The organism is Streptomyces sp. NPDC031418 (assembly GCF_055581605.1).
Window position 1 is genome coordinate 80,344 of the sequence record NZ_JBVIJC010000001.1, and the last position, 14,513, is coordinate 94,856.

Annotated in this window: 17 protein-coding genes; 11 read left to right on the top strand and 6 right to left on the bottom strand. The window is 70.3% G+C overall.

From position 1 onward, the window contains the following. Positions 1-349: 349 nt before the first annotated feature. The 5 genes from ACZ5CZ_RS00385 to ACZ5CZ_RS00405 form a co-directional block, all read right to left on the bottom strand. Positions 350-997, bottom strand: coding sequence for a TetR/AcrR family transcriptional regulator (locus ACZ5CZ_RS00385; RefSeq protein WP_468937912.1), 648 nt, complete (start codon positions 995-997; stop codon positions 350-352). Further along, positions 994-1,695 (bottom strand): DUF4166 domain-containing protein, encoded by a 702-nt coding sequence (locus tag ACZ5CZ_RS00390; protein ID WP_468937914.1) that lies wholly within the window; start codon positions 1,693-1,695, stop codon positions 994-996. Before ACZ5CZ_RS00390 ends, ACZ5CZ_RS00385 begins: the two co-directional genes overlap by 4 nt. Then, positions 1,692-2,453, bottom strand: coding sequence for a hypothetical protein (locus ACZ5CZ_RS00395; RefSeq protein ID WP_468937916.1), 762 nt, complete (start codon positions 2,451-2,453; stop codon positions 1,692-1,694). Before ACZ5CZ_RS00395 ends, ACZ5CZ_RS00390 begins: the two co-directional genes overlap by 4 nt. Before the next feature lie 148 nt (positions 2,454-2,601). Then, positions 2,602-2,895: an MTH1187 family thiamine-binding protein gene (locus ACZ5CZ_RS00400; RefSeq protein WP_468937918.1), complete on the bottom strand. Its 294-nt coding sequence runs from the start codon at positions 2,893-2,895 to the stop codon at positions 2,602-2,604. Then, positions 2,892-3,242 carry a DUF3817 domain-containing protein gene (locus ACZ5CZ_RS00405; protein WP_385839906.1) on the bottom strand — a complete coding sequence of 117 codons (351 nt, stop codon included), beginning with the start codon at positions 3,240-3,242 and terminating at the stop codon, positions 2,892-2,894. The genes ACZ5CZ_RS00400 and ACZ5CZ_RS00405 overlap by 4 nt, the downstream gene beginning before the upstream one ends. 200 nt (positions 3,243-3,442) lie before the next feature. On the opposite strand from ACZ5CZ_RS00405, the gene ACZ5CZ_RS00410 reads away from it, so the two are divergent. The 7 genes from ACZ5CZ_RS00410 to ACZ5CZ_RS00440 all read left to right on the top strand — a co-directional run bounded on the left by ACZ5CZ_RS00410 (position 3,443) and on the right by ACZ5CZ_RS00440 (position 9,045). After that, positions 3,443-4,075, top strand: coding sequence for an AIM24 family protein (locus ACZ5CZ_RS00410; protein WP_385840312.1), 633 nt, complete (start codon positions 3,443-3,445; stop codon positions 4,073-4,075). A gap of 1 nt (position 4,076) precedes the next feature. Further along, positions 4,077-4,727 (top strand): AIM24 family protein, encoded by a 651-nt coding sequence (locus ACZ5CZ_RS00415; RefSeq protein WP_385839905.1) that lies wholly within the window; start codon positions 4,077-4,079, stop codon positions 4,725-4,727. Positions 4,728-4,792: 65 nt separating this feature from the next. Next, the gene (locus ACZ5CZ_RS00420; RefSeq protein WP_385840311.1) at positions 4,793-5,554 is read left to right on the top strand and encodes an AIM24 family protein; all 762 of its coding nucleotides are present in this window, start codon (positions 4,793-4,795) and stop codon (positions 5,552-5,554) included. Between the two features lie 92 nt (positions 5,555-5,646). Further along, positions 5,647-6,123, top strand: a complete 477-nt coding sequence (locus tag ACZ5CZ_RS00425; protein WP_385839904.1) for a MarR family winged helix-turn-helix transcriptional regulator — start codon at positions 5,647-5,649, stop codon at positions 6,121-6,123. 168 nt (positions 6,124-6,291) lie between these two features. Further along, a complete protein-coding gene (locus ACZ5CZ_RS00430; RefSeq protein WP_385839903.1) occupies positions 6,292-6,801 on the top strand; it encodes a MarR family winged helix-turn-helix transcriptional regulator in 510 nt (169 codons plus the stop codon). Positions 6,802-6,930: 129 nt separating this feature from the next. After that, the gene (locus ACZ5CZ_RS00435) at positions 6,931-7,269 is read left to right on the top strand and encodes a DUF3817 domain-containing protein (RefSeq protein ID WP_385839902.1); all 339 of its coding nucleotides are present in this window, start codon (positions 6,931-6,933) and stop codon (positions 7,267-7,269) included. 75 nt (positions 7,270-7,344) lie between these two features. Then, positions 7,345-9,045, top strand: coding sequence for an acyl-CoA mutase large subunit family protein (locus ACZ5CZ_RS00440; protein WP_450784502.1), 1,701 nt, complete (start codon positions 7,345-7,347; stop codon positions 9,043-9,045). Between the two features lie 223 nt (positions 9,046-9,268). Here the strand turns inward: ACZ5CZ_RS00440 and ACZ5CZ_RS00445 are convergent, their stop codons facing one another. Further along, positions 9,269-9,883, bottom strand: a complete 615-nt coding sequence (locus ACZ5CZ_RS00445) for a TetR/AcrR family transcriptional regulator (protein ID WP_385839900.1) — start codon at positions 9,881-9,883, stop codon at positions 9,269-9,271. A gap of 213 nt (positions 9,884-10,096) precedes the next feature. Between ACZ5CZ_RS00445 and ACZ5CZ_RS00450 the strand changes: the two genes are divergently transcribed. The 4 genes from ACZ5CZ_RS00450 (at position 10,097) to ACZ5CZ_RS00465 (ending at position 14,430) form a co-directional block, all read left to right on the top strand. Beyond that, complete coding sequence (locus tag ACZ5CZ_RS00450) at positions 10,097-11,062, top strand: tetratricopeptide repeat protein (RefSeq protein WP_385839899.1); 966 nt, start codon at positions 10,097-10,099, stop codon at positions 11,060-11,062. A gap of 623 nt (positions 11,063-11,685) precedes the next feature. Continuing rightward, positions 11,686-12,324 (top strand): DUF6230 family protein, encoded by a 639-nt coding sequence (locus tag ACZ5CZ_RS00455; protein WP_385839898.1) that lies wholly within the window; start codon positions 11,686-11,688, stop codon positions 12,322-12,324. Positions 12,325-12,440: 116 nt separating this feature from the next. Further along, positions 12,441-12,998, top strand: coding sequence for a DUF6114 domain-containing protein (locus ACZ5CZ_RS00460; RefSeq protein ID WP_385839897.1), 558 nt, complete (start codon positions 12,441-12,443; stop codon positions 12,996-12,998). Then, positions 12,988-14,430: a hypothetical protein gene (locus ACZ5CZ_RS00465; protein ID WP_468937923.1), complete on the top strand. Its 1,443-nt coding sequence runs from the start codon at positions 12,988-12,990 to the stop codon at positions 14,428-14,430. The genes ACZ5CZ_RS00460 and ACZ5CZ_RS00465 overlap by 11 nt, the downstream gene beginning before the upstream one ends. The last annotated feature ends 83 nt before the right edge of the window (positions 14,431-14,513 follow it).

Below are 14,513 nucleotides of genomic sequence, written 5' to 3' on the forward strand. Positions count from 1 at the left end.
GCCGTCCCTTCCGGTCCGGAGCTCTGCAGCCCGCCTTCGCTCCGCAGGAGCCGCGAGGCCCTGAGGGAGCCAAGTCCGTCGTCGTCCTGCCCGAGGGCTGAACCCGGCCGGCTCGCCCGGTGCGGGATCCCGCGGCCTGCGCGCCCCAGCCGATGGCGTACGGCCCGTTGCGTCAGCCGCCCCGGCGACTCCACGGCAGGTTGCCACCCGGAGCGGGATAACCTCGCCCAGCACCCAGCACCCAGCACCCAGCACCCAGCACCCAGCACCCAGCACCCAGCACCCGCAGGGCTCGGCGGCGCCGTTGCCCGGCCCCTGGGGCCAGCCCAGTTCGCCCCCCGCCCGGGATTCAGCGGTTGGTGCGGCGGAGTTGGTGGCGTACTGCTCGTTGGGCCACCGGGCCCAGGGATTCCACCGCGGCGACCAGTGCGCCCAGTTGTTCCAGGGCGTCCAGGGCCGACAGGGCGCCGGCCTCGTCGACGCCCTCGTACAGCTCTATGCCCACGAACGACGCGGCCACCGCGCGCGCCAGTCCCGCCGGGTCCACGAACTCGCCGAACGGCGTGGGGGTGAGCAGCCGCCGGAGGACCTGCTCGATCTCGGTGATCCAGAGCTGGAGCCCGGCCGCCGTGGCGGGACCGAGGGCCGCGTGGGTCGGGGTGCCGGCCAACAGCTGGCCGAGCAGGGCGACATGGCCCCCGGCCCGCTCGTGCCGGTGGATCTCGCGGCCCACGGAGAGCAGTTCGGAGAGGGACGAGACGGCGGCGAGCCGGGCCCGGTACTTGGCGACGGCCTTCTCCGCGCCGTACCGGCAGGCGGCCGCGAGGAGTTCGTCCACCGAGCCGAAGTGGTAGAAGACCAGCGCCTGGTTGACCCCGGCCGCCGCCGCCACCGTACGGGCCGACGTCTTGGCGATGCCCTGCTCGGTGAGGGTGCGCAGCGCCCCCTCCAGCAGTCTCGCCTTGGTCTCCTGCGACTTGGCCGTCTCCGGGCTCATGCGCGCACCTCCTCCCGCACCGGCCGCAGACCGCGCCGCACGCCACAGCTGCGGACATCGGTGTACGACACCGTGAAGGACCCCTCGTAGCCGAAGAGCGGCCCGAAACGGCGGTTGACGACACGGACGCGGATACGGAAGCGGCCGGTCGCGTCGTCGTAGGACTCCCGCACCTCGGCCGTGGCGCCGATGAGTTCGGGGACGCGGACGTCGACCGGCCCCTCGCGGAAGCGGTGTTCGCCGGAGCGGATGAGCAGGGAGCCGTCGGTCTCGACGCCGAGGTGCAGCTCGCTGGCGAGGTGCTGGTGGGTGCCGAGATAGTCCAGGATGCGGTCCCCCTTGGGGCTGAGCACCATCTGGGCGTCGAAGCGGCGGGCCCGGCCGGGCAGGTCGAAGGTGCGCACGAAGCTCACCGTCTCACGGCCGTGGCTGTCGGTGTACGGCACGTTCTCGATCACGAACGGCACGTTCCGGCCGGTCCTCGGGACGAGGATGTGGCGGGTGGCGCCGAGGGCCAGGAAGGGCTTCACGAACGTGGGCCCGTGCCAGCTGCGGTCCATCACGCCCCGGCCGACACACGCCTCGCCGCTCGTGAGACCGACGGAGAAGCGGCGGCGCAGCTGGGGGTGGAGCCGGTCGAAGTCGGCCCCCAGGACGGCCTGGAACATGGAGGCCGCCGAGGTCGTCGTCGGGGTCATCCGTGCTTCTCCAGGGTGCGCAGGACACGGGGCGCCCGGGACTCCCGGGTCTGGGTGACCGGCGCGCGCAGGCAGCGGCGGGCGGCCGGGGTGGCGGACAGCGGCGCCTTGAACAGGGCGACGCAGACGGCGGCGAGGAGCAGCAGCGGGCACAGGAAGGCCACCGAGGGGGCGAGCGGCCCGAAGGCGCCCAGGGACGGCTGACCGGCGAGCCCGGTGAGGCACACCGTCAGCACGAGCGCCCGCACGGCCAGCTCCGCCAGCCAGTTGGCGAGGGCCCGCTCGGGGGTGATGCCGCGCTCCACCCAGAGCCGCAGCCGGTCGAAGGACCAGGCGGTCGCCCAGCCCATCAGCGGGCGGAACAGCAGCCGGTCGGCGCGGGCGCCGAAGGCCCCCCAGCGGGGCCGGTAGTCGTAGCCGGTGAGGAAGCGGACGCCGTGGGCGTCGGGGACGTAGCGCCAGTAGCCGCTGCCCTCGGCGAGCAGCGACAGCGGGTGCGGGGAGGCGAAGCGCAGGGCGGAGGTGCGGGTGCCGTCGGGGCGCTCCTTCTCGCCGGCCGAGACCCCGGTGCCGGAGACCGTGAGGAAGGGCAGGAGGCGCGTGGCGTACCGGAAGCGCTGCGGCTCGCCCTCCGTGCGCGGAAGGTAGTCGATCTCGGTGAAGCGCAGGTCCCAGCGCTGGTGCCGGGCCGGGTCCTGGGTGTGCGTCCACAGTGTGTCGAGGTCGGCGCGTATATGCGCCTCGATATAGAGACCCATGTCGTTCCCCCACGTCAGGCCCTGGTTTGAGCGACTGCTCAAACACTCTGCGGCGACGGTACACCCTCTTTGAGCGATCGCTCAAACAGTGGGGACGAGAAAACCCCGGCCCGCGCGGGCCGGGGTCTTCGAGGGGCGAGCGACCGGGTCACTGCGCCAGATGGCGCTCCACGGTCCCCACCTTCGAGGTGAGCCCGTCACTCACGCCGGGCCGGATGTCGGCCTTGAGGACGACCGACACCCGCGGGGCGCGTGCCTCCACGGCGGCCACGGCGCGCTTGACGACGTCCATGACCTCGTCCCACTCGCCCTCGATGGAGGTGAACATGGCGTCGGTCCGGTTCGGCAGCCCCGACTCGCGCACCACCCGGACGGCGTCGGCGACGTACTCGCCCACGTCCTCGCCGACGCCGAGCGGCGTCACGGAGAAGGCGACGATCATGCGTTCACGACCCCTTCCTGGCGGGCCCGGGCGGCGATGACGGCGTCCTCGGCCTCGCGGCGCAGCGTCCGCTCGATGATGAAGCCGCCGCCGGGGATGATCGAGTACGCGAAGTAGAGGGCGGCCTTGCCCTTGGCCCACTTGGTGCGGTTCCAGGCGTCCGCCCAGAACAGCACGTAGAGGACGAACAGCACGCCGTGGATCGGGCCGAGCACGGGGGCCACGTCGAAGCCGGACGCCACCGTGTACTTGATCACCGTGCAGGCCGCGAGGATGATCCAGGAGATGCCCTCCGGCACGGAGATCAGGCGGAGGCGTCGGATGGCGGAGGCTGTCTTCAGGTCCACTGGTCACCTTCGGTGGGAGAGTCGCTGACGGCGCGATCGCTGCACTGGACCGCGTTCGCTGCGTGATCCGCTTTGTGAACGGAAGCACAAACGTTCACCCATTGTGGCAAACGGCGCCCGTAGGGGTGCGCTCAGGGTCCGTCTCCACCCGGGGGCCCTGTCCGGTCCACCCGGCCGGCGGCTACTTTCCCTGCGTGGCGATGTTCCGACTCCAAGGCAGCAAAGTGCTGGCCGTCGACATGACCGGGGACGCCGTGAAGGCGAAACACGGCTCGATGGTCGCGTACGACGGACAGATGACCTTCAAGAGACTGAGCGGGGGTGGCGAGGGGCTGCGCGGGATGGTGACCCGGCGGCTCACCGGTGAGCAGATGACGGTGATGGAGGTGAAAGGGCACGGGACCTGCTGGTTCGCGGACCGGGCCACGGAGATCAACCTGGTCGCACTCCAGGGCGACAAGCTGTACGTGGAGTCGAGCAACCTGCTCGTGACGGACGCGGGGCTGCGCACGGGCACGACGTTCACCGGCCTGCGCGGCGCCTCCCAGGGCAACGGCCTGTTCACCACGACCGTCGAGGGCCACGGCCAGGCGGCGATCATGTCCGACGGGCCGGCGGTGGTGCTCCGGGTCACCCCGCAGTACCCGCTGACCGTGGACCCGGGGGCCTATGTCGCCCACCAGGGCAACCTCCGGCAGTCCTTCCAGTCCGGTGTGACGTTCCGCACGTTCCTCGGGGAGGGCGGCGGCGAGGCCTTCCAGATCCGGTTCGAGGGCGACGGGCTGGTCTATGTGCAGCCGAGCGAGCGGAACACGATAGCGGGGGATCTCTGACATGGGCTTCCGGGAGATCAACTCCAAGATGGTCGAGGCGACCGTGCTGCCCGGGCAGCGGCTGTTCAGCCAGCGCGGGGCGATGCTCGCCTACAAGGGGGACGTGTCCTTCACGCCCAACCTCCAGGGCGGCCAGGGCGGACTGATGTCCATGGTCGGCCGCCGGGTGACCGGCGAGGCCACCCCCCTGATGACGGTCGAGGGCAACGGCACGGTGTTCTTCGGGCACGGCGGCCACCACGTCCACGTCATCCGCCTCACCGGCGACACCCTCTACGTGGAGGCGGACCGGCTGCTCGCCTTCGAGGGCACCCTGCGGCAGGGCACGATGTTCATGGGCTCACAGGGCGGGGTCATGGGCCTGGTCCGCGGCCAGGTCACCGGGCAGGGCCTGTTCACCACCACTCTCCAGGGCCAGGGTGCGGTGGCGGTGATGGCGCACGGCGGGGTCTTCGAGATCCCGATCACCCCCGAGCACCCGGTCCATGTCGATCCGCAGGCCTATGTCGCCCACCACGGCGACGTCCGCAACAGGCTGTCCACCGCGCTCGGCTGGCGCGACATGGTGGGCCGCGGCTCCGGCGAGGCGTTCCAGCTGGAGCTGACCGGCAACGGCACGGTCTATGTCCAGGCCTCGGAGGAAAAGCTGTGAGCACATACGCAGGCCCGCACGGCGGCGCATACGGAACCCCCGGCGGCCCGGTGGTCCACGACCCGATGACCCTGCCCGTCGACGACAACGTGAACCCGTACACCTTCTGTGTCGAGCTGAAGAGCGGCCAGTGGTTCCTCCAGAAGGGGAAGATGATCGCCTACTACGGGGCGATCGAGTTCAACGGCATCGGACACGGCCGGCTCGACCATCTCGTCCGCACCTCGTTCCATTCGCCACTGCACGCGAGCGACTGGGTCGTGGCACAGGGCTCGGGCAAGATGCTGCTCGCCGACCGGGCCTTCGACGTCAACGCGTACGACCTGGACGACGGGAACTTGACCATTCGCGCGGGCAATCTGCTCGCTTTTCAGCCAAGTCTGGCGCTGAAACAATCGATCGTGCCGGGTTTTCTGACCCTTATCGGAACCGGAAAGTTTGTGGCGGCATCTAACGGTCCGGTGGTGTTCATGGAACCTCCGATCCGGGTGGACCCGCAGGCGCTCGTCGGCTGGGCCGACTGCCCGTCGCCGTGCCATCACTACGACCACGGGTATCTGACCGGTGTACTGGGCGGTCTACGTGCGATGACGGGCCTCGGCGGGGTATCCGGGGAGGAGCACCAGTTCGAGTTCGTAGGCGCCGGCACGGTGCTTCTCCAGTCGACGGAGACGCTCATGGCGGAGGTGGACACAGGGGTCATTCCGTCCGATCCGGGGACTCCCGGCGGTGGCGGAGCGGCACCGGCTGGACACGGTCCGCAATCGATGGGCGGACCGCGCCTTCCCGGACAGCTCGGAGACCTCCAGCGTCGCTTCGGGCTGTGAGCGGTAGTCTGCGGAGTGTGACGTCGAACGCGTGCGCACAGTCACACCACCCGAAGTAGTTCGTCATTCAACTTCTTAGGTAGACTTCATTCATGGAGACCGAGACGGCCACGCGCTGGCTGACCGATGCGGAGCAGTGCGCCTGGCGCACCCACCTGGAGGTCAACAGGCTGTTGACGTATCAGCTCGAAAAGGATCTCCAGCCGTTCGGGCTGACGATGAACGACTACGAGATCCTGGTGAACCTCTCCGAGTCGGAGGACTTCCGGATGCGGATGAGCGACCTCGCCTCCGCGACACTCCAGTCCAAGAGCCGGCTCTCGCACCAGATCACCCGCATGGAGAACGCGAACCTGGTGCGCCGGGAGAACTGCGAGTCCGACCGGCGGGGACTGTACGCGGTGCTCACCGACCACGGCATGGAGACGATGAGAAAGGTCGCGCCGCATCACGTCGCCTCCGTGCGCCGGCACTTCATCGACCTGCTGCCGCCGGAGTCGCTGATAGAGCTGGACAAGTCCCTCAAGCCGATCGCCGAACACCTCAGAGGGCAGCGGGGGCGTCCCTGAGGCCGGCTGAGCGGCTCGGAGGGTCGTAGCCGGGCGGGGACGGGTGCCGCCGGCCCGCGTGCCGACGGCGCCCGCCCGGCGCCCGCCGGCACCGCCGCGGCGGTGCGGGGCGCCCGAAAGCCGAGACAGAGCTGAGGGGCTTGTGACCGGCGGGTAGGGTCTGGTGACGTGCCGAAGCCTCTCAGTCTTCCCTTCGACCCCATCGCCCGTGCCGACGAGCACTGGAAGCAGCACTGGGGAAACGTGCCCGCGATGGCCGCGATCACCTCGATCATGCGGGCCCAGCAGATCCTGCTCGCCGAGGTGGACGCGGTGGTCAAGCCGTACGGACTGACGTTCGCCCGGTACGAGGCGCTGGTGCTGCTCACCTTCTCCAAGGCCGGCGAGCTGCCGATGTCGAAGATCGGTGAGCGGCTGATGGTGCATCCCACGTCCGTGACGAACACCGTCGACCGGCTGGTGAAGTCCGGGCTGGTCGCCAAGCGGCCCAACCCCAACGACGGGCGCGGCACCCTCGCCGTCATCACCGCCAAGGGGCGCGAGGTGGTCGACGCGGCCACCCGCGACCTGATGGCCATGGACTTCGGCCTCGGGGCGTACGACGCGGACGAGTGCCGGGAGATCTTCGCGATGCTCCGGCCGCTGCGGATCGCCGCGGGTGACTTCGAGGACGAGTAGGCTCGACGCGGGTCAGTGCGCCGATCTCCGCTGTCGCGGAGGTGGTCCCAGCGTCCTGACACGCTAACGCGTGAGGGCGTAGTGGTCCCCGCCGCTGTGGGGGTTTTTCGGGCGGTTACGCTCGATGGCATGAAACGAAGCGTGCTGACCCGCTACCGCGTCATGGCCTACACCACCGGTGTTCTGCTGGTCCTGCTGTGCCTGAGCATGATCGCGAAGTACGGGCTGGACATCAGCGGTGCCGCCGACGTCACCCGGGTCGTCGCCATCGCCCACGGCTGGCTGTACGTCGTCTACCTGGTCGTCGCCTTCGACCTGGGCTCCAAGGCGAAGATGCCGGTCGGCAGGCAGCTGTGGGTGCTGCTCGCCGGCACGATCCCCACCGCCGCGTTCTTCGTCGAGCGGAAGATCAGCCGCGAGCTGGAGGCCAGGGTCGCCGACCAGGTCCCGGCCGCCGCCAAGGCCTGAGGCTCACCGCCGTACGAACCTCGTGCGGCGGTTTGCCATCGACATTTACTAGGACGTCCAAGTAAATTCGACGGTATGGACGCTCACGCCATCGAGGAGGGCCGCCGCCGCTGGCAGGCCCGGTACGACGCCGCACGCAAGCGCGACGCTGACTTCACCACGCTCTCCGGCGACCCCGTGGAGCCGGTGTACGGCCCCCGGCCGGGGGACACGTACGAGGGATTCGAGCGGATCGGCTGGCCCGGGGAGTACCCCTTCACGCGCGGGCTCCATCCGACCGGCTACCGGGGACGGACCTGGACCATCCGGCAGTTCGCCGGTTTCGGCAACGCCCAGCAGACCAACGAGCGCTACAAGATGATCCTCGCGGCGGGCGGCGGAGGTCTGTCCGTCGCCTTCGACATGCCGACGCTCATGGGCCGGGACTCGGACGATCCGCGCTCGCTGGGCGAGGTCGGGCACTGCGGGGTCGCGATCGACTCGGCCGCCGACATGGAGGTCCTGTTCAAGGACATCCCGCTGGGCGATGTGACGACCTCGATGACCATCAGCGGGCCGGCCGTGCCGGTCTTCTGCATGTACCTGGTCGCCGCCGAGCGGCAGGGTGTCGATCCGGGAGTGCTCAACGGAACCCTCCAGACCGACATCTTCAAGGAGTACATCGCCCAGAAGGAGTGGCTGTTCCAGCCGGAGCCGCATCTCCGGCTGATCGGCGACCTCATGGAGTACTGCGCGGCCGGCATCCCTGCGTACAAGCCGCTGTCCGTCTCCGGCTACCACATCCGCGAGGCGGGTGCGACGGCCGCGCAGGAGCTGGCGTACACGCTCGCGGACGGGTTCGGGTACGTCGAGCTGGGTCTGTCGCGCGGGCTGGACGTGGACGTCTTCGCGCCGGGGCTGTCCTTCTTCTTCGACGCCCATGTGGACTTCTTCGAGGAGATCGCCAAGTTCCGGGCGGCCCGGCGGATCTGGGCGCGCTGGATGCGGGACGTGTACGGCGCGAAGTCGGAGAAGGCGCAGTGGCTGCGGTTCCACACGCAGACCGCCGGTGTCTCGCTGACCGCGCAGCAGCCGTACAACAACGTGGTGCGTACGGCCGTGGAGGCGCTGGCGGCCGTGCTCGGCGGGACCAACTCGCTGCACACCAACGCCCTGGACGAGACGCTGGCCCTGCCGAGCGAGCAGGCCGCCGAGATCGCGCTGCGCACCCAGCAGGTGCTGATGGAGGAGACCGGCGTCACCAATGTGGCCGATCCGCTGGGCGGTGCCTGGTACGTCGAGCAGCTGACGGACCGGATCGAGGCCGACGCGGAGAAGATCTTCGAGCAGATAAGGGAGCGCGGCCTGCGGGCTCACCCGGACGGGCGGCACCCGATCGGGCCGATCACCTCCGGCATTCTGCGCGGGATCGAGGACGGCTGGTTCACCGGCGAGATCGCCGAGTCCGCCTTCCGGTACCAGCAGGCGCTGGAGAAGGGTGAGAAGAAGGTCGTGGGCGTCAACGTCCACACCGGTTCGGTCACCGGGGACCTGGAGATCCTGCGGGTCAGCCACGAGGTGGAGCGGGAGCAGGTGCGCATCCTGAGCGACCGCAAGGCCGCGCGGGACGAGGCGGCCGTGCGGTCGGCGCTGGACGCGATGCTGGCCGCCGCCCGGTCGGGCGCCAACATGATCGAGCCGATGCTGGACGCCGTCCGCGCCGAGGCGACGCTGGGCGAGATCTGCGGGGTGCTGCGGGACGAGTGGGGCGTGTACACCGAGCCCGCCGGTTTCTAGGCGGGGATGCCCGGTGGGGGGGGGGGGGGGGGGGGGGGGGGGGGGGGGGGGGGGGGGGGGGGGGGGGGGGGGGTTGGGGGGGGTGTGGGGAGGGGGGGGTTACGCCCCCCCACCTTTTTTTTTTTTCTGGGGGGTCCCCCCTCCCCCCCCGCCCCTGTACTTCCTCCCCCCCCCCACCGGCACGTTGTCGGCGGGGTGTCCGGGCCTTCCGTGGCTTCCGGTGTCACCCGCCGGTCAGGCCCAGGAGCAGCACCCGGGTGAGGCTGTGCACCCACTGCTCGTCCGCCGGTTTGCCGCTGACCAGGGTGCGGTGGACCACGGCGCCCGCCACCAGGTCGAAGATCAGGTCGCCCGTACGGGCGGATTCCTCGGGGTCGGGTTCCGGGGGCAGTTCGCCGCGTCTCTGTGCCCGCGCGCGGCCCTCCAGGACCAGCCGCATCTGGCGCTGCACGATGGAGCAGCGGATGCGTTCGCGCAGGGCCTCGTCGCGGGTGGACTCGGCGACCACCGCCATCAGGCCGCTTCTGGCCTCGGGGCGGGCGAGGATCGCGGCGAACTGGAGGACCACGCCCTCGATGTCGGCCGCGAGGCTGCCCCGGTCGGGCAGTTCCAGTTCGTCGAAGAGTTCCGCCACCGCGTCGCAGACGAGTTCGTGTTTGCCGGCCCAGCGGCGGTAGAGCGTCGTCTTTGCAACCCCGGCGCGGGTCGCCACGTCTCCCAGGGTGAGCTTCGACCAGCCGAGTTCCACCAGAGCGTCCCGCGTGGCGGCCAGGATCGCGGCGTCCGCGGCGGCGCTGCGCGGGCGGCCCGGACGGCCGGCGGGGGTGCGGCTCTGCATCCCTCGACCATAACCGGCGCACCAGCGGCGGGATCTGTGCGGTGGTGAGGGAGATCACCGAGGCGTGGTGTCGCGAAGGCACCGAGTGCCATTACGCTACGACTCGTAGCGAAAGCTCGTGACGGACGTACACGAGCGCGATCATCGGTGCGGGTGGGGACCCGGCGCCACGCGATTTTTTCTTCAGGCACGGGATCGGGGGAGGATAGACGCATGCAGCCACGGAACATGTCCATGAGCGGCGTCGTCGACCTCGCCGCGGTGAAGGCGGCCCAGGAGGCCAAGGCCAAGGCCGAGCAGCAGCGCGCCGAGGCCGCCCGCCAGGGTGGTGCGGGGGCCGTGTCCCCGGCCGATCTCGTGATCGACGTCGATGAAGCCGGATTCGAGCGGGAGGTGCTCCAGCGCTCCGCCGAGGTGCCCGTCGTCATCGACTTCTGGGCCGAGTGGTGTCAGCCCTGCAAGCAGCTGAGCCCGGTCCTGGAGCGGCTGGCCGTCGAGTACAACGGGCGCTTCCTGCTCGCCAAGATCGACGTCGACGCCAACCAGATGCTGATGCAGCAGTTCGGGGTCCAGGGGATTCCGGCCGTCTTCGCCGTCGTGGCGGGCCAGGCGCTGCCGCTCTTCCAGGGGGCCGCCGGCGAGCAGCAGATCCGGCAGACCCTGGACCAGCTGGTGCAGGTCGCCGAGCAGCGGTTCGGCCTCACCGGTCTGACCGTCGACCCGGACGCCCAGCCGGGCCAGGTCGCGCCGGCGCAGGAGGGTCCGTACGACGCGGCCCTGAACGCCGCCGCGCAGGCCCTGGACGCGGGCGACATGGGCGGCGCCATCCGGGCCTACCAGAACGTGCTGGCCGACGACCCGGCCCACCCGGAGGCCAAACTCGGCCTCGCGCAGGCCGAGTTGCTCCAGCGGGTACAGGGTATGGACCCGCAGAAGGTGCGTCAGGAAGCGGCCGGCGACCCGAAGAACGTCGACGCGCAGATCGCCGCCGCCGATCTGGACCTGGTCGGCGGTCATGTCGAGGACGCCTTCGGGCGGCTGATCGACACCGTGCAGCGTACGGTCGGTGACGACCGGGACGCGGTACGGCGCCGGCTGTTGGAGCTGTTCGAGGTCGTGGGTCCCGAGGACCCGCGGGTGGTGGGGGCGCGCCGGGCGCTGGCGCGTGCACTGTTCTGACCAGTCACTAAACGGCCACGGCTTGTGATGCCGAGGTGAAAGATCTGCCGACGAGGCGTCAGGGCTGCGGTGCTTTACCAAATCTTGGTCATCGCACGCCCTGTTACTGCGAGTAAGTCAGAGCCGTTGGTCTGTCTGGTTTCGTCCAGGGATCAACGGCTTTGCTCTGCCCTGAGATGCCACCCAGCGTCGCACTCTGAGACCGGTCGGTCGTCCTCCGGTTATCCGGCCGTTACTAGCCAGTAACGAACCCCCTTGTGTCCGGGCCGAGAATGCACCACGATCGGCGACGCTCGGTCCATTCCCACACCCCGGCAGCCGGTCGGGAAACGGGAGACTCTGGGTCCCCACCGAGCAGACCCGGCGGCAGTGGCGCCGGGTCTTGGGCAGGGGGGTCTTCGCCGTCCGGTGAAGCCTGTCCAGCAAGGTTGTGCGTGATGCGTGTCAGGCGCGACCAGTGGTTGTCGCTCGGGGGTGATCGCCGGTGATTCGGGCGCTGTTCGCGCCGCCGAGCGCGGGCGCTCCCCTTCCCGAGGACGTAGCACTTCTCCCATCCCTGCCGGGCCGAGCCGCGATTCGGGGCGCGTCCGGGCCAGGAGATGTACGTCCGAGAAGGAGGAAATATGGAGTCCCAGGTGCGTGGCGGGACCAGATGGAAGCGGTTCGCTGTGGTCATGGTGCCCAGCGTCGCCGCGACGGCCGCGATAGGCGTCGCCCTTGCACAGGGCGCTCTCGCCGCCTCGTTCAGCGTGTCCGGCCAGTCGTTCAAGGTGTCGGCCGACTCGCTCGAGGGCAAGGGCTTCGAGCAGTACGGCGCCATCGACAGCGGCTATGAGCTCAACGGCAAGAAGACGCTCCACCCGGTGGCCGTCTCGGCGTTCACCCACGCCGAGATCACCAACCTGTGCCAGTCCGTGGTCACGCCCGACGTGCCGATCCTGGGCAAGGTCAGCCTGATCCTGCGGGCGGGCGGTCCGGGACACGACAAGGTCGAGGCCGACCGGATCTACATCGACGTCGCGGACCTCCAGGCCGACGCCACCTTCAACGGCATCGACATCGGTGTGGCCGCGAAGGACGCCGGCAAGGGCCCGGGCATGAAGGGCGGCGGCGAGCAGGCCAACCCGTACGGCTTCGCCCAGCAGGCCGACTCGGCCACGCTGACCGGTGTGAAGCAGACGGCGTGGGCGACCACCGCGGGCACCTTCAAGCTCAGCGGTCTGCACATGTCGCTGTCGACGGACGGCGCGGAGTGCTACTGAGCACTCGGTGACGGGCGGGGGAGCCGACGGCCCCCCGCCTGTCCACTATCCGGCCGCGTCTTCACGCGCGGCACACATCACCACCACGGCAACGCCGCACCAGGGAGCTGTTTTCCATGAGCGCCGAGACTCCTGCCGCCGCATCCGGCCAGTTCACCCGCCGTAGGCTGCAGTTCCGCGCCTGGCGGGGCACGCGGCCGTTCTGGGCCGGTCTGTACATCCTGCTCAGCGGCCTTCCGATCATCTACTTCCCGTACTTCCACCTCCAGGTCGGCCATCTGACGCTGGCGATGGCGACGACGGCGGGAGCGGGATCCCTGATCATCGGCGTGCTGCTCATTGTCCTGGGCATCAGCCTCTGGTTCCAGAAGCACGTACGGACGTTCGCGGGCGTCGCCGCGATCCTGCTCGCGCTGGTGTCCCTGCCCGTGTCCAACTTCGGCGGCTTCATCATGGGCTTCCTGCTCGCCCTCATCGGCGGGGCGATGGCCGTGGCCTGGGCGCCGGGCGTGGCCCCGCAGCCGGAGCCGCCGGCCGAGGCGGCGCCGGGCCAGGGCGCCGGCCCGCAGGCCGCGCCCCTGCCGGAGCAGCGGGTGGACGGATTCGCCGAGCCGAACGACCTGTCAGGAACGAGCCCGGCCAACGGGGCGAACGGGAGGCACAGTGCCGGCTGACGAGGTGACCCACGGGACCGATGCGGAGGGGTCCCGTGCGAGAACCGGCCCCCGCCACGCGGCCCCCAGGAAGCCGCTGTTCACCAGGTTCCACATGCCGGCCGGCAAGGCGATAGCGTCCGTGGCGATGCCGACGGCGGTGATCATGGGCATGGGCTTCACGTCCACGCTCGCCCTCGCCGACAACAACGGAAGCCCGGCGCCGTCCCCGACGTCCAAGAGCCTGACGGCCGACGAGTACAAGGACTGCGTAAAGGCGCTGGGCGACTCCACGGACCCCTCGGCCTCGCCGTCGCCGTCCGCCTCGCCGAGCACGTCCACGGACACGGCGACGCCCTCGCCCTCCGCGAGCGCCGGCACCAAGGACACGCCGGACACCAAGGACCGCACGGGTACGCCGGACACCTCCGGCTCCTCGGGCTCGGGTTCCGGTTCGGGTTCCGGCTCTGGTTCGGGTTCCGGCTCCGGTGGCACGGCCACGCCCACCCCGACCGCGACCTCCGGCTCGTCGGGCTCGGGTTCCGGCTCCGGTACGGCGACCCCGGCCCCGGCCCCCACCAAGAGCACCGGCACGAGCGGCAGCGGCAGCGGCGGCGGCGGTCTGCTGGACACCATCGGCGACACGCTCGGCGGCATCCTCACCGGCGGCGGCAGCGGCTCCGGTACGACGTCCACGGCCGGCACTCCGACGCCGGCCGCGTCCCCGTCGGCGAGCGCGACCCCGGACGCGGCCACGAAGGACAGCTCGTCGTCCGGCACCTCCGGGTCCAAGGCCACGGACACCGTCAAGGACACCGTGCCCAAGGCCGAGAAGACGGTCACGGACACGGGCACCGGCACGGTGCAGAAGACCACCGGCACGGTCTCCAAGACGGCCGGTGACGCCACCAAGGCGCCCCAGGACGCGACCGCGTCGGCCACGCCCAGCCCGTCCGCGAGCGACTCGACCGCGGCCAAGGACTGCCCGGCGGCCACGACCGACGTCAGCGGTGTCGACAACAAGGTCGCGGTGGCGGACGACCCCTGGTACCTGGACGCCAGCTCGCTGCTCCTCAAGGGCGCCGACTACCAGGGCATCGTGGAGGTGAAGACGGCGAACGGCAGCACCAAGAAGGTGCTGAAGTACGTCATCTCCAGCGGCACGGACATCGGCGACCTGCACCAGACGGTGCACGACAAGCTGTCCGGCAAGACCTACCACGTGCAGGCGGCCTCGGGGTCGACGTCCACCATCCGGGGCGGCGACACCGTGATGTACACGGAGAAGATCTCCGGCAACCTGTTCGGTCTGATCCCGGTGACCTTCAGCCCGGACAGCCCGCCCCCGCTGAACATCCCGCTGATCTACTTCACCCACGCCAAGGTGGTCCAGGCGGGCCAGTTCGGCGGCAACCTGCACGTGCCCGGCATGCACGTGTACACGACCGACTGACCGGTCCCACAAGCCCGTTCGGGAGCCGCACACAGCTGAGGGCGCCCCCCTGGAAGTCCGGGGGGCGCCCTCAGCGCCGTACC

Bases quoted from the DNA above. Each gene is read 5' to 3' on its own strand.
- ACZ5CZ_RS00385 (WP_468937912.1), bottom strand. From the start codon at position 997: ATGAGCCCGGAGACGGCCAAGTCGCAGGAGACCAAGGCGAGACTGCTG.
- ACZ5CZ_RS00390 (WP_468937914.1), bottom strand. From the start codon at position 1,695: ATGACCCCGACGACGACCTCGGCGGCCTCCATGTTCCAGGCCGTCCTG.
- ACZ5CZ_RS00395 (WP_468937916.1), bottom strand. From the start codon at position 2,453: ATGGGTCTCTATATCGAGGCGCATATACGCGCCGACCTCGACACACTG.
- ACZ5CZ_RS00400 (WP_468937918.1), bottom strand. From the start codon at position 2,895: ATGATCGTCGCCTTCTCCGTGACGCCGCTCGGCGTCGGCGAGGACGTG.
- ACZ5CZ_RS00410 (WP_385840312.1), top strand. From the start codon at position 3,443: ATGTTCCGACTCCAAGGCAGCAAAGTGCTGGCCGTCGACATGACCGGG.
- ACZ5CZ_RS00415 (WP_385839905.1), top strand. From the start codon at position 4,077: ATGGGCTTCCGGGAGATCAACTCCAAGATGGTCGAGGCGACCGTGCTG.
- ACZ5CZ_RS00420 (WP_385840311.1), top strand. From the start codon at position 4,793: ATGACCCTGCCCGTCGACGACAACGTGAACCCGTACACCTTCTGTGTC.
- ACZ5CZ_RS00425 (WP_385839904.1), top strand. From the start codon at position 5,647: ATGGAGACCGAGACGGCCACGCGCTGGCTGACCGATGCGGAGCAGTGC.
- ACZ5CZ_RS00435 (WP_385839902.1), top strand. From the start codon at position 6,931: ATGAAACGAAGCGTGCTGACCCGCTACCGCGTCATGGCCTACACCACC.
- ACZ5CZ_RS00440 (WP_450784502.1), top strand. From the start codon at position 7,345: ATGGACGCTCACGCCATCGAGGAGGGCCGCCGCCGCTGGCAGGCCCGG.
- ACZ5CZ_RS00445 (WP_385839900.1), bottom strand. From the start codon at position 9,883: ATGCAGAGCCGCACCCCCGCCGGCCGTCCGGGCCGCCCGCGCAGCGCC.
- ACZ5CZ_RS00450 (WP_385839899.1), top strand. From the start codon at position 10,097: ATGCAGCCACGGAACATGTCCATGAGCGGCGTCGTCGACCTCGCCGCG.
- ACZ5CZ_RS00455 (WP_385839898.1), top strand. From the start codon at position 11,686: ATGGAGTCCCAGGTGCGTGGCGGGACCAGATGGAAGCGGTTCGCTGTG.
- ACZ5CZ_RS00460 (WP_385839897.1), top strand. From the start codon at position 12,441: ATGAGCGCCGAGACTCCTGCCGCCGCATCCGGCCAGTTCACCCGCCGT.